A 20,906-nucleotide genomic window follows, 5' to 3' on the forward strand; every position below is an offset into this window, starting at 1 on the left:
CCGGTCAGCCCACCCGGCGCCGCAGCGCCTTGTGGGCCGCGTCGACGAGCGGCAGCGCGATCACCGCGGCCAGGCACCACGCCCACCCCGCCGTGGAGGGCCAGGTGCCACCCAGCTGACGGGTGAGCCACGGCACGGTCAGGAACGCGACGAGGAGCACCGCCTCCACGGCCACGGCCGCCACCACGAACGGGTTGCGTCGCGGATCGACCAGCCAGGCGGGCCGGGTCTCGCTGCGGCACACGAAGGCGTTGGCGACCTGGCCCACGGCGATCGCGGCGAAGGCTGATCCGGACGCCGTGGCCAGGAGGGCGGCCGGGGGCTGCGCCCCCCAGCTCCAGCCACCCAGGACCAGGACGGTCAGGAAGGCGCCCATGGAGAGCAGCGCCTCGGTGGGGCCGAGGACCAGCAGCGCGCGACGCAGCAGGCGGCCGTCGACGACCTGCGTCGTCCGACGGGGGCCGGACATGGTCCGCTCGTTGGCCGGCTCGGCCCCCAGCGCCAGGGCCGGCAGCATGTCGGTGCCGATGTCGAGCGCGAGCACCTGCAGCACCCCGATGGCGAGCGGGATGTCGCTGCCCGTCATTGCCCACAGCACGAACGGGACGAGCTCGGCGACGTTGTCGGTCAGGTGGAACGTCAGGAAGCGCCGGATGTTGGCGAAGGTCCCCCGACCGAGCTGGATCGCCTGGGGGATGGTCGCGAAGCTGTCGTCGAGCAGCACCAGGTCGGCCGCCGCGCGCGCCACGTCGCTGCCGGACCGGCCCATCGCCACCCCGACGTCGGCCTCGCGCAGTGCCGCGGCGTCGTTGACCCCGTCCCCCGTCATGGCGACCACGTGCCCGTGGGTGCGCAGGGCCCGGGCGATGCGCAGCTTGTCGGCCGGGGTCACGCGCGCCACGACGGCGCCCTCGGGGCGGTCGAGCAGGTCGGCCACCTCCCGGTCGCTGTCGGGCAGGTCGGCGCCCAGGACCACGGTCCCGCCGGGGGCCAGCAGACCCACCTCGGTGGCGATCGCCGCGGCGGTGGCGGCGCTGTCCCCGGTGACCATCGCGACGCGGATGCCGGCCGTGCGGCACAGGGCCACCGCGTCGGCGACGTCCGGCCGGGGCGGGTCCTCGATACCGATGAGGGCGAGCAGCGTGAGCTCACCGGCGGTCGCCGCGGCCAGCGACGCCTCGGTCGTCCCGGCGGGTCCCGTCGCGCGGGCCATGGCGATCACCCGACGTCCCCGCCTCGACAGGTCGGCCAGCTCGGCCCACTCGGCCCCCTCGGGGCTGGTGTCGACGCAGCGCGCGAGCAGCAGCTCCGGGGCACCCATGACGTACGCCGTGCCGGCGACGAGCGCCGCGCTCGACATCGCGGCCGACGTGAAGGGGAGCCGTGCGGTGGGGACGACGCGATCCTCCGGAGCGCTGCCGAGGCTGCGGCCGAAGGCATCGAGGGCGGCGTCCATCGGGTCGCCGTCCGCGACCCAGCGGTCGTCACGACGGACCGCGCGACCCTTGATGCAGGCGCCGGAGCCCACCGCGGCCTCCCGGAGCAGCGCCAGGGCGGCGGGTGGCGCGTCCACCACCCGGTCCGGCGCGTAGCCGGCCCCGGCCACCGTGAAGGAGCCGGCCCTCGTCCAGCCCTCGACCACCGCCATCTCGTTGCGGGTGAGGGTGCCCGTCTTGTCGGTGCAGATGAACGTCGTCGCACCCAACGTCTCCACGGCGTCCAGGCGCCGTACGAGGGCGTTCTCGCCCGCCATCCGCTGGGCGCCGCGCGCCAGCGACAGCGTCACGGTCGGCAGCAGCCCCTCGGGCACCAGTGCGACCATGACGCCCACCCCCAGCAGCAGGGCGGCCGCGATCTCGGTCCCCAGCGAGATCGACACCCCGGCGAGCAGCACCCCCACCGCGACGGCGATGCCGGCGACGACGAGGACGAGGCGGTGCAGCTGGACGGCGAGCGGGCTCGACGGGCGCTCGGCCCGCTCGGTGAGCGCGGCGATCCCGGCGAGGCGGGTGGCGGTGCCGATGGCGGTCACGGTGCCGGTCGCGTCGCCCTGGACGGCGAACGTCCCGGCGAAGACGTCCGCGCCGACGGCCCGCGCCAGCGGCACGCTCTCCCCCGTCAGCATCGACTCGTCGATCGTGAGCTCGTGGGAGTCCTCGAGTCGCAGGTCGGCCGCGATCCGGTCACCTGCCTCCAGGAGCACGACGTCCCCGACGACGAGGTCGGCCACGTCGACGGTGCACCCCTCGCCGTCCCGGAGCACTCGCGCGCGCGCCGGCATCAGCGTGGTGAGCTCGGCCGCGGCCCGGTCGGCCTTGTGCTCCTGCAGGAAGGCGAACACCCCGTTGAGGACGACGATCACCGCGATGGCCACGGCGAGCGACCCGGCGCCGGAGATGAGCGCGAGGCCCGCGGCGATCCAGAGCATGCCGGCGAAGAAGTGGGTCAGCTGCGCCAGCAGCAGGCGCCAGGCCGGCGTACGACGCGGCGGCGGCACCGTGTTGGGACCGTCGCGGTCGTGGCGTCGCGCGGCCTCCTCCGACGAGAGGCCCGGCGCGAGGCGTCCGGTGGCGCTGCCGGGCGCTGTTCCCGGTCCCATGTCACCTCCCCGGCCGGAGGGTCGCCCCCTCGTGTTCCGGCACACCCCCACGCAACCAGCGGCCCGCCTCCCCGGTCAGGGGCGGGTGGCCCCGCCGGGAGTGACCATGGGCCCGACGGGTGCGACCCACCTCGGCAGGGCTCCTCAGGACGGGCGGCGTACCGACACGACCTCCGGCGGCAGCCCCCACTCGTCGCGCCCGAGCCGCGAGACGGGCTGCAGGTGCTCCATCGCCGGGTGTCCCCCGACCAGCACCTCCCTGCGGACGGTGGTCGCGACGACGTCGCCGAGCACGATCGTCGAGTCGCCGAGCTCGACCGTCGAGTGGAGCGTGCACTCGATCGAGGCGGGCGAGGCGACGACCCGGCGCGGGCGGACCAGCTCGCTGGGCTCGGTCTCGATGCCCAGCGCCTCGGCCTCGTCCACACCCGGGTCGAAGCTCGCCGACGAGTCGTTGACCAGGTCCATCAGCGGTCGGGACGCCACGTTGACCACGAACTCCCCGGTCGCCAGGACGTTGGCCAGCGTGTCCTTGTCACCGACCGAGGTGAACTGCACGATCGGGGGCCGCGCGCACGACACGGTGAAGAACGAGTGGGGCGCCAGGTTGCCGACCCCCGCCGCCGAGAGGGACGAGACCCACGCGATCGGGCGGGGCACGACCAGCGCGGTCATCAGCCGGTAGACGTTGACCTCCGGGTCGTCGGAGCGGAAGACGGTGCGGGCCTGGTCGGTTCGGTCCATGTCCCCATCCTCGCCTCCCCCGGGTCGTAGGTCCCACGAGGTGCGGCCGAGCAGCCCTGCCGCCCGCGCCCGCAGCAGCGGAGCGTGGAGGGCGACGGAGCACCGTCACCCCGTCCCGGAGGCACGCCATGAGCACGTCCGCCCATCCCGTCCCCGCACCCAGCGTCCCGGTCCATCCCGTCCGCGTCGACGCCCGGCTCGACGACCCGCTGAGCCGGTGGCTGTGGCTGGTCAAGTGGCTGCTCGCCATCCCGCACTACCTGGTGCTGGCCGCCCTCTGGGCCGCCTTCGTGGTGCTCTCGCTGGTCGCGCTCGTCGCCGTCGTGGTCACCGGCCGCTACCCGCGCGGGATCTTCGACTTCAACGTCGGCGTGCTGCGGTGGACGTGGCGCGTCTCCTACTACGGGTACGCCGCGCTGGGCACCGACCGCTACCCGCCCTTCAGCCTGGAGGAGCGGCCCGACTATCCCGCCCACCTCGAGGTCGCCTACCCCGAGCACCTGTCCCGCGGGCTGGTGCTCGTGAAGTGGTGGCTGCTCGCGATCCCCCACTACGTGGTCCTCACCCTGCTCCTCGGCGGGGGTGCCTACGCCGCGTCGGACGACGTCGCGACCGGGTGGAACGGCGGCCTCATCGGGATCCTCGTGCTCGTGGCGGGGGTGCTGGTGCTCGTCACCGGGCGCTACCCACGCAGCATCTTCGACCTGGTCCTCGGGCTCGACCGCTGGGTGCTGCGGGTTGCGGCGTACGTCGCCCTGATGACCGATGTCTATCCCCCGTTCCGCCTCGACATGGGCGGTGCCGAGCCGGACGCCGGCGTCCTCTCCCTGGATGCCGCGTCCACCGCAGCCCCGGCCGGGACGGACTCCCCGTCCCCCACGACCGTCCCGGTCGGGCCCGCGGCACCACCGCCCGCGGCACCAACCTCCACGACACCGCCGTCCACGACACCGCCGCCCGTCCCGCCGTCGTCCCCACGGTGGGGTGGTGGCCGGATCCTCGCGGTGGTCGTCGGGTCACTGATGGCGATGACGTCGCTGGGCCTGCTGACCGGCGGGGCGGCCCTGGCGGTCGGCGACAACCTCCTGCGAGACGACGACGGCTACCTGATGAGCCCGGCGACCACCTTCGAGTCGCCGGGACTGGCCGTCACGTCGCAGGCCGTCGAGCTCGAGACCGCCTCCGCGGGCGTCGACGTGGCCAGCCGGTGGCTGGGCACCGTGCGGGTCGTGGTCCGGAGCCGGTCGCCGGAGGACGTCTTCGTCGGCGTCGCCCCGTCGGCCGACGTGGACGCCTGGCTCGCCGGGGTCGCACACTCGACCGTCGTCGAACCTTCCGACGGGGACCGCGGCCCGGTGACGACGTACGTCGACGGTGACACCCCCGTCCGCGTCCCCGGCGACGAGGACTTCTGGGTGGCGTCGGCGACGGGAGCCGGCACCCAGGAGCTCACCTGGGAGCCGGAGGACGGCCACTGGACGCTCGTGGTGATGAACGCCGAGGGCAGCACGCCCGTGGCCGCGCGGGTCGCGGTCGGCGCCGAGGTCCCCGTGCTCGACGCCGTGGCCACCACCCTGCTGGTCCTGGGCGCCGTGCTGCTACCCCTGTCCGCGCTCGTCCTGTGGCTCGCCGTACGCCGACGGCCGGCGCCCGTGGACGCCCCGCCCCGGGGCGTCAGCTCGTCGGGGTGAGGTCCGCGGCCCGGGCTGGCGACGAGGGACGCCCGGGTGGAAGGGGTTCGGCGGGGTGGGTGCCTGTTGCACCATCAGTCCTCCTCACCCGGTCGACCGGGCCGTGCGGGGGTGGTCGAGGGGACCATCGGGGCTCCCCCGTCGGCCGTGGTCTCGTCGTCGATGCCCAGGCGCTGTCGCACCGCCCGCGCCCACGGCTGGGGGGAGCGGTCGAACTCCGCAGCCACGACGGTGGACGCCACCACGATGAAGGAGATGCACAGCAACCAGCCCACGAGGGCGACGGTGACGCCGAAGAGCCCGTAGCGGTCGCTGTAGGTCTCCATGAGGCGCGGCATGTAGATGCTCGTCGCGACCCCGTAGAGGCTCGAGCAGGTGCCGGTCAGCAGGCCCGCCGGCAGCAGCCGCTGCCAGGCCACCCGCCGGTCGAGAAGCAGCCACGGGATGGAGGTCCACAGCAGGAGGCTCGCGGCGACGGAGACGGGCACGGCGAGCACCCAGTCGAAGGGCAGCATCCGGACGAGCGACCGGACGAGGTAGAGCAACGACACCTCGATCAGGAGGGCCGCCAGCCCCAGGGCAGCGTTGAGGGGCCCCCGGACCCCCGGGAGCGCCGGCAGCTGCCACGCGGTCAGGTACATCCGCTGGAGACGGCGGGTGAGCGAGACCCCCGAGTAGAACAGGAGCAGCAGGCTCAGCACCCCGATGCTGCCCGTGTCCGAGTGCGCGAAGACGACCTGCACCGACGCCGCCGCGTCCCCCGTCAGGCCGAACCTGCGGATGATGGAGTCGGAGACCAGGGTCGAGCTGGCGGCCGGCAGGACCGCCGACACCAGGATCAGCAGCGGGATCAGCGCTGTGAAGGCCTGCGAGGCGATGACCATGCTGCGGTCGAGGGCCTGCATCTCCACGAAGGAGGCCACGCAGCGGCCGAGGAAGGTGGCCTCGAGGCGACTCCGGAGGGCCTGCAGGTCGACGGGTGCCACGCGGTGCCCTCCTCTCGCTCCGAACCGCCGCACCCAGGGGCGACGGGCCCGGCTGTTCGGCAGCCGGTCGACCCGTCAGGTCAGGGCCTTGGCCTTGAGCCGCTCGTACTCCTCCGGAGTGATGGCCTGGGCGTCGAGCAGCGCCTTGGCCTGGGCGATCTGGTCGGCCGGGGACGACGGGCTCGCGACCTGACGGATGTAGCTGTCCTGCTGCTCGCGCATCGCCTCCGCGGCGCGCATCTGCCGCTCCCCCATGCCCTTGCCCCGGACGATGAGGTAGACGATCGCCGTCACGAACGGGGCGACGATGAGGGCGATGATCCAGACGGCCTTGACGATGCCGGAGGCGTCGGGGTCCCTGAACAGGTCCGTGATCATGGCGAACATCACCATCAGGTACGCGATGAAGGCGAAGCTGATGACGATGAACCACACAATGTCCCAGAACGACATCCCGGGCTCCTTCCGCTCGTGGGAGCACGCGACACCTCCTGCGCCGCGCGCCCGGGGCCCATCGTCGAGGCCGCTGCACCGGGTCGCCTCACCCCGAACGGGTGATGCCGCGCAGCGAGAGGTCGCGGGAACGTGGGCAGACGCATCGAGACCCCGCGCCCGGAGGACGGAGCCCCACCATGAGCGACGCCGAGGAGATCGACCGGCTCCGAGCACGGGTGGCCGAGCTGGAGGCGGAGCGGGCCGCCGAGCCCGGACCCGGGGCGCAGCCGGCCGACCGACGGTCCGTGTGGCGGTCCACCGCCGCCGGGGTGCTCATCACGCTCGCCTGCGTGCTGGCACCGCTGTCCGTGGCGTCCGTCTGGGCCAGCACGGTCCTCTCCGACACCGATCGGTACGTCGAGACGGTGGCCCCCATCGCCGACGACCCGGGCGTCCAGGCGGCCATCGCCGACGAGGTGACCGTCGCGATCATGGAGAACCTCGACATCGACGCGCTGACCCTCGAGGCGCTGGGCGTGCTGGCGGAGCAGGACAACATGCCGCCCCGCGTCGCCGACGCCCTCCCGGCGCTGGCGGTGCCGCTGAGCCAGGGGATCGAGAGCTTCACGCACTCCCAGGCCGAACGCCTGCTGGCCAGCCCCGCGTTCGAGACTGTGTGGGACGAGGTCAACCGGGTCGCGCACACGCAGGTCGTCACGTTGCTGGAGGGCAACGAGGGGGGCGCCGTGAGCGCCCAGGACGACACCATCACCCTCAACCTCGCTCCCATCATCGAGCAGGTCAAGCAGCGCCTCGTCGACCAGGGCTTCGAGCTCGCCGCCCGGATCCCCGAGATCGACCGGACCTTCGTCCTCGTCGAGTCCGAGGCCATCACCCGGGCGCAGCGCGGGTACGTCGTGCTCAACGCCCTCGGCGCCTGGCTCCCCTTCGTCGCGGTCGGCCTCTTCGCCGGAGGGGTCTACGCCGCCCGGAACCGGCGCCGGGCACTCCTGAGGGGCTCGATCGGCGTCGTGGCGGGGATGGTGGTGCTCGGTGCGGGGCTGGCCCTGGCCCGCACCTTCTACGTCGAGACCACCCCCGCAGGCATCCTGACCGCGGAGAGCGCGGCCAACGTCTTCGAGACCCTGGTGCGCTTCCTCCGCAGCAGCCTGCGCGCCGTGGCTGTGCTCTTCCTCCTGCTGGCGGTCGCAGCCTTCGTGTCCGGTCCGTCCACGGGGGCGGTCCGGGCGCGGGGGTCCGTCCAGCGAGGGCTCGGCTCGCTGCGGGGCAGCGCGGAGGCCGCCGGGTGGCAGACGGGCCCGGTCGGGGTCTGGATCTACGCCCACCGAGGTGCGCTGCGAATCACGACGTTCCTCGCGGGAGGACTCGCACTCATGTTCTGGAGCGAACCGACCGTCTGGGTGGTGGTCGGCGTCGCGGCGGTCGTCGTGCTCGTGCTGCTGGTGATCGAGCTCCTGGGTCGTCCACCGGTGACGGCGCAGCCCGCCGGCTGACCGGTCGGGCCACCGGGCTCGGGTCATCCATTAAGGGTGAGGCGGTGGGCCGGTCCGTCCCTCTATACACGTAGTCAAGACAACCAGCCGTGCCGTCGGCCCGACCCACGGCCGGACGGAAGGAGCGCACGATGTCATCCACCAACAGCCGTTCCGGGGCCCTGCCGAGCGACCCGGGCTACAGCCCCGGCGCCGTCGGCATCACCGTGTTCGCGGGGGTGCTCATGGTCCTGAGCGGCAGCCTCCAGGCCCTGCAGGGCATCGTCGCCCTGTTCAACGACACGTTCTACGTCGTCGGCGAGGAGTACACGTTCCAGTTCGACGTGACCTCCTGGGGATGGATCCACCTGATCATGGGTGTGATCGTCGCGCTCGCCGGCGTCGGGCTCTTCCAGGGCGCCGTCTGGGCGCGGACCGTCGCCGTCATCGTCGCGTCCGTCAGCATCATCGCCAACTTCATGTGGATGCCCTACTACCCGTTCTGGAGCATGACGGTGATCGTCTTCGACGTCTTCGTCATCTGGGCGGCGACGATGCACGGCCGCGACATCACCGAGTAGGCCCGAGCAGGCACCCACACCACCCACCCCACCCGAGGAGCAACCACAGTGACGTCCACCACCACCGAGGTCCACGGTCCCGTCGACTTCGTGCTCATCGAGTTCCCGGCCGACCGGCTCACCGGCGAGGCCGGGCCCGCCCTGGTCGACCTGGTCGAGCGCGGGCTGATCCGCCTGTTCGACCTCACGGTCATCAGCAAGGCGGAGGACGGGTCCGTCGTCGTGCTCGAGCTGACCGACCCCCTGGTCGGGGGCGGCGGGTTCGAGTACTTCGTCGGCGCCCAGACCGGCCTGATCGCCGACGACGACGTCCGCGAGTCCGCGGAGGCCATGACCCCCGGGACCGTGGCCGCCCTGATCGTCTACGAGAACACCTGGGCGGTGCCGTTCGTCGGCGCGGTCCGCAACAGCGGTGGCGAGCTCATCGCCAGCGCGCGCATCCCGGCGCCGGACGTGATGGCGGCCCTGGACGCGCTCGAGTCGGACGACTGAGGAGAGGAAGACCATGCCCGGACTACTACGAGGAGTGGCGCGCACGGCGGTCGTCGCCGGCACTGCCACCGCCGTCAGCGGCCGCGTCCAGCGTCGGCAGGCCGAGAAGTACGCCGGCCGCGACGCCCAGATCGCGCACGATCGGCAGGCGGCGTACGACGAGCAGACGTACGACCAACAGGCGCCACCGCCCGCCGCACCCCCGCCCGCCGCCGCGCCGCAGGTGGACATCGTCTCCCAGCTCAAGTCCCTGGCCGAGCTCCGTGACCAGGGCATCCTCACCGAGGACGAGTTCACGGCCCAGAAGGCGAAGATCCTCGGCACATGACCACCGCGGACCCCGTGGACCGGGCGCTGGTCGGCACACGGGCCCGCGCGCGGGTGCCACCCGAGGCTCACGCCGAGCTGGACACCACTGACCGGCCGGGCGCCGTCCGGGTGCTGGCCGGCCAGATCCCCACCCGGGTCCCGGAGCTGGTGCCGATCAGGCACGAGCGCATGATGACGTCACCCTTCGCGTTCTTCCGGGGCAGCGCGGCGGTGATGGCCCACGACCTGGCCGGCTCCCCTGTGTCGGGGCTGGACGTCCAGCTCTGCGGCGATGCCCACCTGGACAACTTCGGCCTGTTCGCGTCCCCGGAGCGATCGCTGCTCTTCGACATCAACGACTTCGACGAGACCTGCCCGGGCCCCTGGGAGTGGGACCTCAAGAGGCTGGCCGCGAGCCTGGTCGTCGCCGGACGGGAGAACGACTTCACCGACCGGGACAACCGCGACGTCGTGGTGGCCGGCGTCCGTCGCTACGCCAACGCCATGGCGACCTTCGCCGGGATGGGCAACCTTGCCCTGTGGTACTCGCGGATCGACGCCGACGAGGCGAAGGAGCTCCTCGGTGAGCGGCTCGACAAGCGTGGCCGCAAGCGGCTCGACAAGTCGCTGGCCAAGGCCCGTTCCCGCAACCACCTGCGATCGCTGGACAAGATGACCCGGGTGGTCGACGGGGAGCGCCGCATCGTGGCGGACCCGCCCGTGGTGGTCCCCGTGGCCGATCTCGCACCCGGCCTGGGCCGCGACGAGATCGAGCACACCGTCCAGGCCGTCCTGGCCGACTACGCCTCCTCGCTCGAGCCCGGGCTGCGCGAGCTCGTCCGCTCCTACTCGTTCGTCGACATGGCCCGGATCGCGAGTGGCGTCGGCAGTGTCGGGACGCGGTGCTGGGTCACCCTGATGCGAGGTCGTGACGAGGACGACCCCCTCTTCCTGCAGGTGAAGCAGGCCCAGCAGTCGGTGCTCGCCGGGCCGCTCGGTCGCGACGACACCGGCCACCAGGGCCGGCGGGTCGTCACCGGCCAGCGCATCATGCAGGCCGCCGGAGACGCCTTCCTCGGATGGCAGCGGACGACGGGGATCGACGGCGTCGAGCGGGACTTCTACGTCCGCCAGCTCCACGACTGGAAGGGGTCGGCCAAGGTCGAGACGATGGACCCCGCGATGCTCGCCATGTACGCCGAGCTGTGCGGGTGGACGCTCGCGCGCGCCCACGCCCGGTCGGGCGACCGCATCGCGATCGCGGCGTACCTCGGCGACGACGACGCCCTCCCCGATGCGCTGGCGGAGTACGCGGCGGCGTACGCCGACCTCAACGAGCGCGACTACGCGACCTTCGGCGAGTCCCTGGCCGCCGGTGAGCTGGACATGCAGCCGGCTGGTTCCCCGTGAGGAGCGCGGACCGCTCAGCCATCGCCGTTCGAGCGCTCGGCCCGGTCGTGGTGCAGCGCCGCTCGCCGCTCGGTCATCCGCTCCTTCGCCAGGTTGACCACCGCCGCGATGAACACGATGTTGAAGACCATGTGCGCCGTGACCACACCGCGGGCGAACTGCCCCTCTGCGTGCACGTCGCCGAACCCCACCGTGGCGGTGGTGGTCGTGGCGAAGTACAAAGCGTCGAGCCGGGTGACGAGGCCCACGAACTGGTCCGGGTCCTTGTCGGCGACCAGGTAGTAGACGAACGAGAAGACGACCAGCACGACCTCGAGCACCAGCACGAGGTGCCAGCCGGACATCCCGCTCCGCGCGCCGCGGGCCTCGCCGGCCACGATCGCCACGACGGTGACGAGCGCCGCGACGCTGAGCAGGATGCCCGCGAGCACCCCGACCGGGGCGCGATCCGCGTCGACCGGGAACACGAAGTAGAGGACGAGCACGGCGACGGGCATCAGGACGACCTTCAACCACGGGTGCTTCACGGTCGCAGCCTAGGGCAGGCACACCTCGGCGCGCAGCGACGATCGACACTCGCCCCGCGTCCCACGAACCGGGAGATCACATGAACCAGCAACTGCCCCGTGTCGCCCTGGTGCTGCTGGTGGCGGCGAGCCTCACCATCACGCTCGCCGGCGCCCGGGCCATCTCCGACATCATCGGTCCCACCGTGCTGGCACTCGTGCTCACCATCACGGTGCACCCGGTGCGACGCCGGCTCGTCCGGCGAGGGTTGCCGGAGTGGCTGGTCTCGCTGGTCACGGTCATCTCGGTCTACCTGCTGCTCCTCGGCGTGACCCTCGCGGTCCTGTACTCGATCGGCCGCCTCGCAGCCCTCATCCCGCAGTACACGGAGGACCTCAACCAGTACGTCGCCGACCTGGGCGCGTGGCTGGAGGACCTCGGCCTGGGGTCCGACCAGATCCAGGCGATGGCCGACGCCCTCGACGCCGGCAGCCTCGTGGGGGTGGCCACGGAGATCTTCGGGGCGGCGCTGGGGCTCGTCTCCAACCTCTTCTTCATCGTGACCGTCGCCCTCTTCATGGCCTTCGACACCGGGTCGCTCGGGCGCGGCCTCGAGCGGCTCCGGGCGCAGAAGCCGGACCTGGTCTCCGCGCTCGACAGCTTCGCGAGGGGCACCCGGACCTACATGGGCGTCTCCGCCGGCTTCGGGTTCATCGTGGCGGTCATCGACGGGGTGGTGCTCTACCTCATGGGGGTGCCCGGAGCGTTCGTCTGGGCGGTGCTGGCCTTCGTCACCAACTTCATCCCCAACATCGGCTTCGTCATCGGCGTGATCCCCCCCGCAGCCATCGCGTTGCTCGAGGGCGGACCGAGCCTGATGCTGGCCGTGATCGCGGTCTACTGCGTGATCAACTTCGTCATCCAGTCCATCATCCAGCCCCGGTACGTCGGCGACGCCGTGGGCCTCACCCCGACGATCACCATGCTCTCCCTGGTCTTCTGGGCCTGGCTCCTCGGAGCGCTGGGAGCCCTCCTGGCGGTGCCGCTCAGCCTGCTCGTGCGTGCCCTGCTGATCGAGGCGGACCCCGACGCGCGGTGGGCACTGCCCCTCGTCTCCGGCCGACCGCCCGTCGACGACCCACCGACTCCCGAGGACACGGGAGGGGACACGGGTGCCATCGACGACTCGGGTGCCGCCGGGGACACCGTGGCCACGCCCGGCGACCCCGCGCCGCAGGGTCACTGAGCGGTCTCGGCCGTTCGCTGGCCGGAGGCCTCGAGCATGCCCACCAGCACCCGGTGGAGCTGGTCCGCGCCCTCGATGGACACCGGCAGCCCGGCCATCAGGTCCGCCGGTGCGAGCAGCACGCCCTGGTCCTGCCAGCCCCCGAGCCCGCCGTGCGATCCCACCAGCCCCTCGAACGCGGCGACGTCGTGGGTGACCGGGTCCAGGGTGCTGTTGACGTAGAGGTCGGGCGCCTCCGCGAGCAGCACCGCGCGGGCCAGCACCCGGGGGGCATGGTCGCCGTAGGGGGCCAGCGGGTCGACCCCGAACACCTCCCCGGTCGCCAGGTTGTGCCTGCCCTCGTCGCCGACCGCCCACGGCGTGCCCGTGACGTCCAGTCCGGCGACGAACCCGACGCCCGGGTGCCGGGCCAGACCCGGGACGAGCGCCGGCCAGGCGAGGTCCAGCTCCTCCAGCGTCCGGCGGCGGGGCTCGCGCAGGTAGACGAGCCCGAGGTTGCCGGAGCCCAGCACGACCACGGGTTCCTCCCCCGTCTCCCCCGCCGTCGGCGTCCGCTGTGCCTTGCCCAGCTCGGCGCCGGCCCGGGTGGCGATCGTGCCGGACAGCCCGGCGGTACCGATGTCCCCCACCATCGAGTCCACCCGTCCGAGTCCCTCGACGGCCTCGTCCACGGACTGCACGTGCTCGTCCATCAGCCCTGCACACACGTCCGCCAGGGTCTCGCCGTAGCGGTCCGCGAACACCGCCCCTTGGGACTGGCCGTGGTCGGAGAGCACGACGATGCGGTAGCGGCGCGGGGCCACGGCGGCCAGACGGGCGAGGTCGCGCAGGGTCCTGTCGAGCCCGTCCAGGGCCGCCAGGGACTCGGGTCGGAACAGCCCGGCGTGGTGGGCGATCTCGTCGTAGTCGACGTAGTCGACGTAGATGCTGCGGGTGCCCCGACGCATCTCCTCGGCGACCAGGGCGGTGTTGAGGTCACGCAGCAGGGCGTTGGTGAGGGCCCGGAGCACGGCGAAGTCCCAGCCCCGGTGCACGCGCGGGTCGAGGTCGCGCTTGACCTGGCGCCGGGACTGCCAGCGCTCCTTGACGACCTCGGCGAGGGTGCGGGGAAAGCTGCGCACGAAGCCGCTCGGCGAGGTGAGGAACCACCCGAAGGCCCGTCGTGTCTGCGTGGTGCCGCGCTTGAGCTCCACGCGGCTCATCGTCATCAGGGAGCGGGGGGCGTCGCCGCTGAAGAGGTTGGAGATCGACACCCCGCCGTCGTACAGCAGGCCCCGTCCGGTGCTGGCCCGCTCCTCGATGACCCGGGCGTCCGCCGGCTTGTTGGCGACCAGCACCCGGCCGAGCTCGCGGTCGTACCAGCGGAAGGCCGGGATGCGGTCGATGGTGCCGTGCAGGATGCCGAGCTGGCTGGCCGGGGTGGTGCAGGGCAGCTGGGCGGTCCAGGGCCGGGCCTCGTACTCCCCCGACGCCAGCAACCGTCGGATGTGCGGGACGGCCCCGGACTGCACCGCCCACTGGAGGACCGGGAACGGCACCCCGTCGAGCTGGACGAAGAGGACCCCGTCCACGTCGGGGTCGAGCACCTCCTCCGACCGGCGGGAGGCCCGCCGTGTCAACGAGGTCACGAGGCCGTCGTCGGTCCCTGCCGTGGTCGCCCAGGAGATGAGCGTCCCGACGAAGGCGCTGACCCACGTGGCGACCAGCGCCGTCCACGGTGAGGACTCGATGCCGGGGACCGTCCGGATCGCGACATACATGATGAGCGCCTGCCCGGCCAGGACCATCACGAGCACCGCGAGCCACCCCACCCGGGCCGAGACCTCCACCAGGACCGGACGCAGGCCGAGGCCCACCACGCCGGCCACGGCCGCGACGGCGGCGTAGGCCCACCAGCTCGTGGCCGACAACCCCGGGACGAGGGCGCCCGTCACGATCAGCGCCACGGTGGACGAGGCCCAGGCGACGAGCAGCCGCGCCACGTCGCCGGACCGCACCCCGCGACCGCGGGCACTCCTCGCCGGCACCGGGACTCAGCCGCCCGCGGGCAGGATGCCCGGGCCCGGCCTGGTGAGCGACCAGGTGAAGTCCAGCTCCACCTGGACGCGGCCGTTCTCGACCTCGACCTCGAACTCCGCCGTGACCTCGTCGGGGATCCGCAGGGTGACCGCGCCACCGCCCCCGACGGGGAGGGTCACCTCGCCCCCGTGCGTGAACCCCTTCGAGAGGGCCAGCAGCCACACGGCCGCCTCACCCCTCGAGAGCGACTTGGTCCGCTCAAAGCTCACATCGGCCATCGCGTGGGTCCTCTCCTCCGACCGCCGACCGGCTCGAGGCGGCGGCCCCGGACGGCCACCACCGCCCTGCCGTCCAGTCTGCAGCGGCACGCACCGCGAGCGCCTCACCTGTACCGGATGATGTGCCGGGCCCCCGGGTCGTCCTCGTCCCGACACCGGTCACGCAGGTCAGTGGAGCAGTGACTTGGCCACCATGATGACCACCCCGAGGAACCCCGCGCCCATCCCCTCGATCAGGGCGGGTCGTCGCGGGGTGTCGGCCTGGCGGGCACCGACATAGCCCACGACCGTCAGCAGCACGACCGAGAACGAGAGGGCGACGTACGCCGCGGTGGTGGACTCGAGTCCCACCGCGTGGGCGAGCACGTAGACCACGATGGCCGGGAGCCCACCCTTGATGACGCTGGCCTTGTGCAGGGCAGCGGACCCCAGCCGGTGGAGCAGGCCGCGCGTGTCGCCGTCGAAGCGGACGGACAGGGCATGGACGTAGAGGTCCGCCATCCAGTAGATGACCACGACGCCCATCGCGATGACCGCCACCCGGGTGGGGCCGTCGTCGTGGAGGCTGGCCGAGGCCAGGGCGGTGGCGGAGATGATCGCGCCGTACATCAGGCCCGCGGGGTCGGCCGCGGCCAGCCACTGCACCAACGGGCCTGCACGGGAGGGCCTCGTGACCGGTCCGGACCCGGCCGGTCCTGCCTCGCGGTCGGTCACGGACCCGTCGACCCTTCGCGCTCCGACCTCTGCGGGCGATCGAGGTCACGGTGGGGCATGCCGGTCGGACCCGACGCCGCGGGTCTTGGTCTGCTCGCCCGCCGGCGGTCGAGCGAGTCGACGACCACGGCGGCCGCACCCACCTCGACCGCCGTGCGCGAAACGGGCGTCCCCAGGACGCCCCGCCCCCCTGCCCGGCCTGCACGCAATGCCATCGGCGCCCCTCACGTCTCCGTCGGCGACAGCTCGGCGGTCAGCTCGGCCTCGATGGAGGCGAGCAGTGCCGACAGGGGGATGTTACCGCCGGCGACCATCTGTCCCCCGGCCCGCCGCGCGGCCGTCAGGAGCGGGAGCGCCCATGTGTTCTCCCAGACGATGACGCCGGCCACAGAGCCCGGTCTCATCGCGGCGGCGAGCAGGTCCACGTCGGCCCCCGAGAAGATCTCGGACGTGCGGTCCTGGAGGTGCCTCATCTGTGAGGTGGCGATGACGTCGCCCGCCTCGTGGCCCTCGACGCCACCCTGCTCGTCCTTGACCAGGACCAGCAGGTCGAGGACGCGGATGAGCCCGACGTCGTGCAACCGCGTCAGCTCCGCGACCATCTCGTCGTCGAACGCCTGGCCGTCGGAGGGGAACTCCACGACCAGGAAGTCCACCGGCCCCAGCTCGTCGACGAAGGGCGACTCATCGGTCACGCGCGACCTCCGTCCTGATGACTCGAATCTTCGATCGCCGCAGGTCAGGAGGCCATCCCCCGGATCGGGTGAGAGCCGCGATCGAGCATTCTCGGCGGCGTTCGCCTGTGCCACACTCCGAAATCGGAGAGGGACGGGGGCGCGCATGGGTGCGAGCCAGGGCGACGGGGGCGCGCTCCCGCGCGCCCTCTCCGCGCTCCACGGGGGTGCCCCCACCGCCGGCAACCGGTTCGTCGTGCGGGACCGGCTGGTGTCCGTCCTCCTCGCCCCCCACTACGAGACCACCGTCCTGGTCAGCGGCCCGGCCGGGGCCGGCAAGACGACCCTGGTGGCGCAGTGGCTCGAGCGCGACACCCGGGCGGCTGCCCGGATCCAGGTCTCGTCCGCGCTGTCGGCGCCCGCACGCCTCGCGGCCGCCCTCATCGAGTCGCTGGGGCGCCTGGGACCGGCGACCGTGAGCACGCGGTCGGCCGTGAGATCCGTCGAGCCCGCCTTCTCCTCCATGCTGCTGCCGCTGCTCACCGAGCTGGCCGTGACCCGCCCGCAGCCCTACATCCTCGTCGTCGACGACATCCACCTGCTGTCCGACCCCACCTGTCACCTGGTGCTCGAGGCGGTCGCCGACGGCGTACCGGACGGTTCGGCCCTCGTGCTGCTCTCCCAGGACCGCTTCCCTGCCTGGCTCACCGCCACGCGCACCCAGGGACGGCTCCTCTCGATCGACTCCGACGCCCTGGCGTTCGACGAGGACGAGGCCACCGCCCTGTACGCCGGGATGGGCTGTCGGCTGACCGACACGGAGGTCGCGAGGTCCGTCGAGCACACCCGGGGGTGGGCGGTGGCGTTGTACCTCGGCGCGTTGGAGCTCCGCCGCCGCACCCCGTCGCGCGGCGGAGGCGTCGTGTCGCTGTCCCGCGGCCCGCACCACGACGCCGACGCCTACGTCCGGTCCCAGGTCCTCGACGGGCTCGACGACGACGTCCAGGAGTTCCTGGTGCGCACCTCGATCCTCGACGAGCTCGACCCCGGCCTGTGCGACGCGGTCCTGGGACGCACCGACTCGGCGGTGGTCCTGGGCTGGCTGCACGAGCGGCTCCAGCTGGACGTGGAGGTGGACCACGCGCGCCGCGCACTGCGCCTCCACGAGCTGCTCAGGAGTGTGCTGGCCGAGGAGCTCGAGCTGTACGAGCCGTTCTTCGTGGAGACGCTGCACCTCCGGGCCGCCAAGTGGCTCGTCCGCCACGACCAGCTCGATGCGGGGATCCGGCACGCACAGGCCTCCGGCTACCTTCCCTACGTCGGGTCGCTGATCTGGCCCGAGGTGCCCGCGTGCGTCGGCACCGGACGCCCGGACCGGCTGCGGAGCTGGCTGGCCGCCATGTCCGACGACGACATCTCGCAGGACCGCTGGCTCACTCTGGCTGCGGCGTGGTCCTGCCTGCAGTCCGGCGACGACCTCCGGATGGAGAAGTGGTTGCTCACCGCCGCGGACCACGCGGGTCGCGGTTGGCGGGACGGCTCCGTGCCGGACGAGTACGCCGCCTCGCTGGCGGTGATCGAGGCGGTCGTCGGTCGTCACGGCCTCGACGACGTCCTCGCCCTCTGCGACATCGCTGCGGTCGGGCTCCCTGCGTCGTCCCCGTTCCAGGCCGCCGTCTGCTTCATGCGGGGTATCGCGGTGACCCTCCAGGGGAACCCGGAGCAGGGGGTCGCGTGCGTCTACGAGGGGGTGCGCCTCGGCCATGCGCTGGACGTGCCCGCCGTGGTGGCCGACGGGTCGGCCTGGCTCGGCCTGATGAGCCTCCTGCAGGGTGACCACACCAAGGGTCTGGCGCTCATCCACCAGGCGGCCGATGCGATGACGGAGCACGACCTCGAGGGTCTGGCCACGTCCGCCCACACGCTGACGGCGCTGGCCCTGGCCCAGGCTGTCAGGCGCGACTCGGCGGGCGCTGCCCAGACGCTCGCGAGGGCACGTCTGATGACACCGTTGGTCACCGGCGTCGCCCCGTGGTTCGACGTGCTGGGACGACTCGTCCTGGCACGCACCGCAGTGATGCTCGGCCAGGGATCCGTCGCCCGGCAGCTGCTCCGGGAGGCCCGCGAGCACACCACCGCCGACCTCGAGGACCGGCCACTGCTGGCCGACCTCCGCGACCAGGTCGAGGTCCAGCTGAGGATGCTGTCCGTCGACGGCGTCTCCGCCGCCGCGCTCACCTCGGCGGAGCTGAGGGTCCTCCAGTTCCTGCCCAGCCACCTGAGCTTTCCCCAGATCAGCGAGCGCATGTTCCTGTCGTCCAACACCGTGAAGACCCACGCCCTGGCGATCTACCGCAAGCTGGGCGTCTCGACCCGTGGTGACGCGGTGGCCCGCGCCCGGTCCCTCGGGCTGCTCGACCAGCTCCCCCTGGACTGACGATCCAGATGAACGTCCGGGCCTCGGGGCGGTTGCGGCGGTCACCCGTTGAGGGTGATCCAGCGCAGTGGCGGACCGGTGTGCAATGCAGGGAGAGGAGGTGTGCGCCGCCGATGACCACATCGATCCAGCAGGGCCTGCTCGTCCCCGTCGATCTCGCCCTGGGCATCGCCGCGCCGGTCTGGCGTCTGGCTTCCGGCACGACGCGGGTCGCGGCCCGCGCGGCTGCACCCTGGCTCCGGCTCTCCCTGCGCCCTCCCGGCGTCCCGGCGCACCTGCAGCCGGGCCACTGGCTGGCCGAGCTCGCGCTGGCCGGCGCGGACCGGCGCGAGGAGCTGGGGAGCCGGGCCGTCCATCGCCTCGACGTCGTCGTCCCGGTCACCGCCGGCGTCGTGCTCGACCGGATCGACCTCACCGAGATCGTCCTCGAGCGCGTCGACCTCGAGACCGTCGTCACCACCGTCCTGGACCGCCTCGACCTCACCGCCGTCGTCCTCGAACGCGTCGACCTCCAGGCCGTCGTCACCACCGTCCTCGACCGCCTCGACCTCACCGAGATTGTCCTCGAACGCGTCGACCTCCAGGCCGTCGTCACCACCGTCCTGGACCGCCTCGACCTCACCGAGATCGTCCTCGAACGCGTCGACCTCCAGGCCGTCGTCACCACCGTCCTGGACCGCCTCGACCTCACCGCCGTCGTCCTCGAACGCGTCGACCTCCAGGCCGTCGTCACCACCGTCCTGGACCGCCTCGACCTCACCGAGATCGTCCTGCAGCGCGTCGACCTCCAGGCCGTCGTGGCGACGGTGCTCGCCCAGACCGACCTCGTCGCCATCGCGGAGGAGGTGATCGACGCCGTCGACCTCCCGGAGATCATCCGCGAGTCCACCGGCTCGATGGCCTCCGACACCGTCCGGGGCGCTCGGATGCAGGGCATCTCGGCCGACGAGGCCGTGGGACGGGCCGTGGACCGGTTGCTGCTGCGCCACCACCGCCGTGGTGAGCCGCTGCCGGACCTCCCGCCCGTCACGGTGTCCGAGGACGCGCCCCGGAGCCACGCGCCCGAGCGGACTCCCTGAGGTGGAGACGCCCGACAGCGGCGTCTCGCCACTTCCCCGGGAGGCGCGTCCCTACCAGGGCAGGCGAGCCGGTGTCATCACCCGGGTGGTCGCCGCGGGCATCGACGGCGTCGTCGTCTGCATCGTGCTGGCGGCGGGATACCTCGGCTTCGCCGGGCTGACGTTCCTCTTCGACCCGCGGGGCTTCACCTTCCCGGACGCCGGGCTGATCTTCAGCATCGTCGCCGGGTTCGCGGTCCTCGTGGTCTACCTGACCGTGGCTTGGTGGCTCAGCGGCCGCAGCTACGGCTGCCTCGTCATGGGGTTGCGGGTCGTCAACCACCGGGGCGGGCCGCTGCACCTCGCGGGGGCGTTCGTCCGGGCCCTCTTCTGCGCCGCCCTGCCGATCGGCCTGCTCTGGGTCGCGGTCAGCCGTGAGAACCGGTCCGTCCAGGACACGGTGCTCCGCACGTCCGTCATCTACGACTGGCAGCCGCGAGGCCACGGGAACGGGAACGGCAACGGCAACGGGTCGGCACTCCCGGGATGAGCGACCTCAGGCGGTGGCGTGGGTGGCGGGATCGTCCGCCGGTCCCCCGAGGCGACCGGTCCGCCTCGCCTCGCGCCCGAAGACCATGATCGCGATCCCCTCGGTGACCACCTGCACGCCGAGGAGGATCCCGAGAAGCGTGTAGGTCGCCTCCACGAAGTTGAAGAGCACGATGAGTCCCAGGGCGAGCGACACGACGCCGCCGAGGAGGAGCGGCAGCCGCTGCTCGGGATAGCTGACCGCGGCGGCGAGCCGCGCGATGCCGATCGCGGTGAAGAGCGCGCCGGCCACCAGGGTGACGGTCACCGCGGCCGCAGTGGTGTGTCGCAGGAAGACGATGCCGAGCACCGTCATCAGGCCACCTCCGAGGAAGCCGCTCCAGAAGCCGTCCTTGCCGATCTGGAAGAGGGACAGCGCCAGTACGAAGACCCCGGTCGCGAACAGCAACCAGCCCACGAAGAGCAGCGACAGGGTCGTCGCGGTGGCCGTGTGTCCCAGGATCACGAGCCCGACGAGCACCTGCAGACCGCCCAGGACCAGGTCGAGCCCGGTCCTTCCCTTGACCATCTCCGTCATCACGCCCTCCTCCATCGTGTCGCGACGGAGCACGCCGTCGCGCAGGACCACTCACCCCAGCGTCGTGGCACGCCCGGGAGGCGGCCTCGCCTGATGCGGGTGAATCG

The 20,906-nt window shown here is 72.5% G+C and carries 20 protein-coding genes; 10 read left to right on the forward strand and 10 right to left on the reverse strand.

Annotated features, from left to right (window positions below; genetic code table 11):
• Window positions 1–4 precede the first annotated feature (4 nt).
• The gene (locus ASG88_RS16625; protein WP_056888544.1) at window positions 5–2,599 is read right to left on the reverse strand and encodes a cation-translocating P-type ATPase; all 2,595 of its coding nucleotides are present in this window, start codon (window positions 2,597–2,599) and stop codon (window positions 5–7) included.
• A 144-nt stretch (window positions 2,600–2,743) separates the two neighbouring features.
• Window positions 2,744–3,343, reverse strand: coding sequence for a flavin reductase family protein (locus tag ASG88_RS16630; protein ID WP_056888545.1), 600 nt, complete (start codon window positions 3,341–3,343; stop codon window positions 2,744–2,746).
• A gap of 128 nt (window positions 3,344–3,471) precedes the next feature.
• On the opposite strand from ASG88_RS16630, the gene ASG88_RS16635 reads away from it, so the two are divergent.
• Complete coding sequence (locus ASG88_RS16635; protein ID WP_056888546.1) at window positions 3,472–5,034, forward strand: DUF4389 domain-containing protein; 1,563 nt, start codon at window positions 3,472–3,474, stop codon at window positions 5,032–5,034.
• 74 nt (window positions 5,035–5,108) lie between these two features.
• On the opposite strand, the gene ASG88_RS16640 is transcribed toward ASG88_RS16635, so the two are convergent.
• Both ASG88_RS16640 and ASG88_RS16645 read right to left on the reverse strand, forming a co-directional pair.
• A complete protein-coding gene (locus tag ASG88_RS16640) occupies window positions 5,109–6,020 on the reverse strand; it encodes a YhjD/YihY/BrkB family envelope integrity protein (protein ID WP_056888547.1) in 912 nt (303 codons plus the stop codon).
• A 75-nt stretch (window positions 6,021–6,095) separates the two neighbouring features.
• A complete protein-coding gene (locus ASG88_RS16645; protein ID WP_056888548.1) occupies window positions 6,096–6,473 on the reverse strand; it encodes an SHOCT domain-containing protein in 378 nt (125 codons plus the stop codon).
• Between the two features lie 179 nt (window positions 6,474–6,652).
• On the opposite strand from ASG88_RS16645, the gene ASG88_RS16650 reads away from it, so the two are divergent.
• The 5 genes from ASG88_RS16650 (at window position 6,653) to ASG88_RS16670 (ending at window position 10,740) form a co-directional block, all read left to right on the forward strand.
• Window positions 6,653–7,969, forward strand: coding sequence for a hypothetical protein (locus ASG88_RS16650; RefSeq protein WP_056888549.1), 1,317 nt, complete (start codon window positions 6,653–6,655; stop codon window positions 7,967–7,969).
• Window positions 7,970–8,100: 131 nt separating this feature from the next.
• Entirely contained in the window at window positions 8,101–8,529 is a 429-nt protein-coding gene (locus ASG88_RS16655; RefSeq protein ID WP_056888550.1) for a hypothetical protein, read from the forward strand.
• A 48-nt stretch (window positions 8,530–8,577) separates the two neighbouring features.
• Entirely contained in the window at window positions 8,578–9,021 is a 444-nt protein-coding gene (locus ASG88_RS16660; RefSeq protein WP_056888551.1) for a DUF6325 family protein, read from the forward strand.
• A 13-nt stretch (window positions 9,022–9,034) separates the two neighbouring features.
• On the forward strand, window positions 9,035–9,349 hold the full coding sequence (locus ASG88_RS16665) for an SHOCT domain-containing protein (RefSeq protein WP_056888552.1): 315 nt from the start codon (window positions 9,035–9,037) through the stop codon (window positions 9,347–9,349).
• Window positions 9,346–10,740, forward strand: coding sequence for a DUF2252 domain-containing protein (locus ASG88_RS16670; protein WP_056888553.1), 1,395 nt, complete (start codon window positions 9,346–9,348; stop codon window positions 10,738–10,740). The genes ASG88_RS16665 and ASG88_RS16670 overlap by 4 nt, the downstream gene beginning before the upstream one ends.
• Window positions 10,741–10,754: 14 nt before the next feature.
• Here ASG88_RS16670 and ASG88_RS16675 read toward each other — a convergent pair whose 3' ends face one another.
• Window positions 10,755–11,267, reverse strand: coding sequence for a potassium channel family protein (locus tag ASG88_RS16675; RefSeq protein WP_056888554.1), 513 nt, complete (start codon window positions 11,265–11,267; stop codon window positions 10,755–10,757).
• An 80-nt stretch (window positions 11,268–11,347) separates the two neighbouring features.
• On the opposite strand from ASG88_RS16675, the gene ASG88_RS16680 reads away from it, so the two are divergent.
• Window positions 11,348–12,493 carry an AI-2E family transporter gene (locus ASG88_RS16680; RefSeq protein ID WP_056888555.1) on the forward strand — a complete coding sequence of 382 codons (1,146 nt, stop codon included), beginning with the start codon at window positions 11,348–11,350 and terminating at the stop codon, window positions 12,491–12,493.
• Here the strand turns inward: ASG88_RS16680 and ASG88_RS16685 are convergent.
• From ASG88_RS16685 to ASG88_RS16700, 4 genes are all read right to left on the reverse strand, one after another.
• Window positions 12,487–14,490, reverse strand: a complete 2,004-nt coding sequence (locus ASG88_RS16685; protein WP_056888556.1) for a phage holin family protein — start codon at window positions 14,488–14,490, stop codon at window positions 12,487–12,489. The two genes, ASG88_RS16680 and ASG88_RS16685, sit on opposite strands and share 7 nt — an antisense overlap.
• A 36-nt stretch (window positions 14,491–14,526) precedes the next feature.
• Window positions 14,527–14,790, reverse strand: a complete 264-nt coding sequence (locus tag ASG88_RS16690; RefSeq protein ID WP_056888557.1) for an amphi-Trp domain-containing protein — start codon at window positions 14,788–14,790, stop codon at window positions 14,527–14,529.
• 168 nt (window positions 14,791–14,958) lie between these two features.
• Window positions 14,959–15,504, reverse strand: coding sequence for a hypothetical protein (locus tag ASG88_RS16695; protein ID WP_157559793.1), 546 nt, complete (start codon window positions 15,502–15,504; stop codon window positions 14,959–14,961).
• Between the two features lie 224 nt (window positions 15,505–15,728).
• Window positions 15,729–16,199, reverse strand: coding sequence for a DUF6325 family protein (locus ASG88_RS16700; RefSeq protein ID WP_056888559.1), 471 nt, complete (start codon window positions 16,197–16,199; stop codon window positions 15,729–15,731).
• Window positions 16,200–16,344: 145 nt separating this feature from the next.
• Between ASG88_RS16700 and ASG88_RS16705 the strand changes: the two genes are divergently transcribed.
• From ASG88_RS16705 to ASG88_RS16715, 3 genes are all read left to right on the forward strand, one after another.
• Window positions 16,345–18,615, forward strand: coding sequence for a helix-turn-helix transcriptional regulator (locus ASG88_RS16705; RefSeq protein ID WP_056888560.1), 2,271 nt, complete (start codon window positions 16,345–16,347; stop codon window positions 18,613–18,615).
• Between the two features lie 113 nt (window positions 18,616–18,728).
• A complete protein-coding gene (locus ASG88_RS16710; RefSeq protein WP_056888561.1) occupies window positions 18,729–19,694 on the forward strand; it encodes a pentapeptide repeat-containing protein in 966 nt (321 codons plus the stop codon).
• Between the two features lies 1 nt (window position 19,695).
• A complete protein-coding gene (locus ASG88_RS16715; protein ID WP_056888562.1) occupies window positions 19,696–20,223 on the forward strand; it encodes an RDD family protein in 528 nt (175 codons plus the stop codon).
• Window positions 20,224–20,229: 6 nt separating this feature from the next.
• Here the strand turns inward: ASG88_RS16715 and ASG88_RS16720 are convergent, their stop codons facing one another.
• Entirely contained in the window at window positions 20,230–20,850 is a 621-nt protein-coding gene (locus tag ASG88_RS16720; protein ID WP_200956477.1) for an HdeD family acid-resistance protein, read from the reverse strand.
• Window positions 20,851–20,906 lie beyond the last annotated feature (56 nt).

It is taken from the genome of Nocardioides sp. Soil777, from assembly GCF_001428425.1.
GTDB classification, from domain to species: Bacteria; Actinomycetota; Actinomycetes; order Propionibacteriales; family Nocardioidaceae; genus Nocardioides; species Nocardioides terrigena.

Coding starts and splice junctions, on each gene's coding strand:
- ASG88_RS16655 (WP_056888550.1), top strand. CDS start 8,101: ATGTCATCCACCAACAGCCGTTCCGGGGCCCTGCCGAGCGACCCGGGC.
- ASG88_RS16710 (WP_056888561.1), top strand. CDS start 18,729: ATGACCACATCGATCCAGCAGGGCCTGCTCGTCCCCGTCGATCTCGCC.
- ASG88_RS16625 (WP_056888544.1), bottom strand. CDS start 2,599: ATGGGACCGGGAACAGCGCCCGGCAGCGCCACCGGACGCCTCGCGCCG.
- ASG88_RS16680 (WP_056888555.1), top strand. CDS start 11,348: ATGAACCAGCAACTGCCCCGTGTCGCCCTGGTGCTGCTGGTGGCGGCG.
- ASG88_RS16650 (WP_056888549.1), top strand. CDS start 6,653: ATGAGCGACGCCGAGGAGATCGACCGGCTCCGAGCACGGGTGGCCGAG.
- ASG88_RS16630 (WP_056888545.1), bottom strand. CDS start 3,343: ATGGACCGAACCGACCAGGCCCGCACCGTCTTCCGCTCCGACGACCCG.
- ASG88_RS16645 (WP_056888548.1), bottom strand. CDS start 6,473: ATGTCGTTCTGGGACATTGTGTGGTTCATCGTCATCAGCTTCGCCTTC.
- ASG88_RS16665 (WP_056888552.1), top strand. CDS start 9,035: ATGCCCGGACTACTACGAGGAGTGGCGCGCACGGCGGTCGTCGCCGGC.
- ASG88_RS16705 (WP_056888560.1), top strand. CDS start 16,345: ATGGGTGCGAGCCAGGGCGACGGGGGCGCGCTCCCGCGCGCCCTCTCC.
- ASG88_RS16690 (WP_056888557.1), bottom strand. CDS start 14,790: ATGGCCGATGTGAGCTTTGAGCGGACCAAGTCGCTCTCGAGGGGTGAG.
- ASG88_RS16635 (WP_056888546.1), top strand. CDS start 3,472: ATGAGCACGTCCGCCCATCCCGTCCCCGCACCCAGCGTCCCGGTCCAT.
- ASG88_RS16670 (WP_056888553.1), top strand. CDS start 9,346: ATGACCACCGCGGACCCCGTGGACCGGGCGCTGGTCGGCACACGGGCC.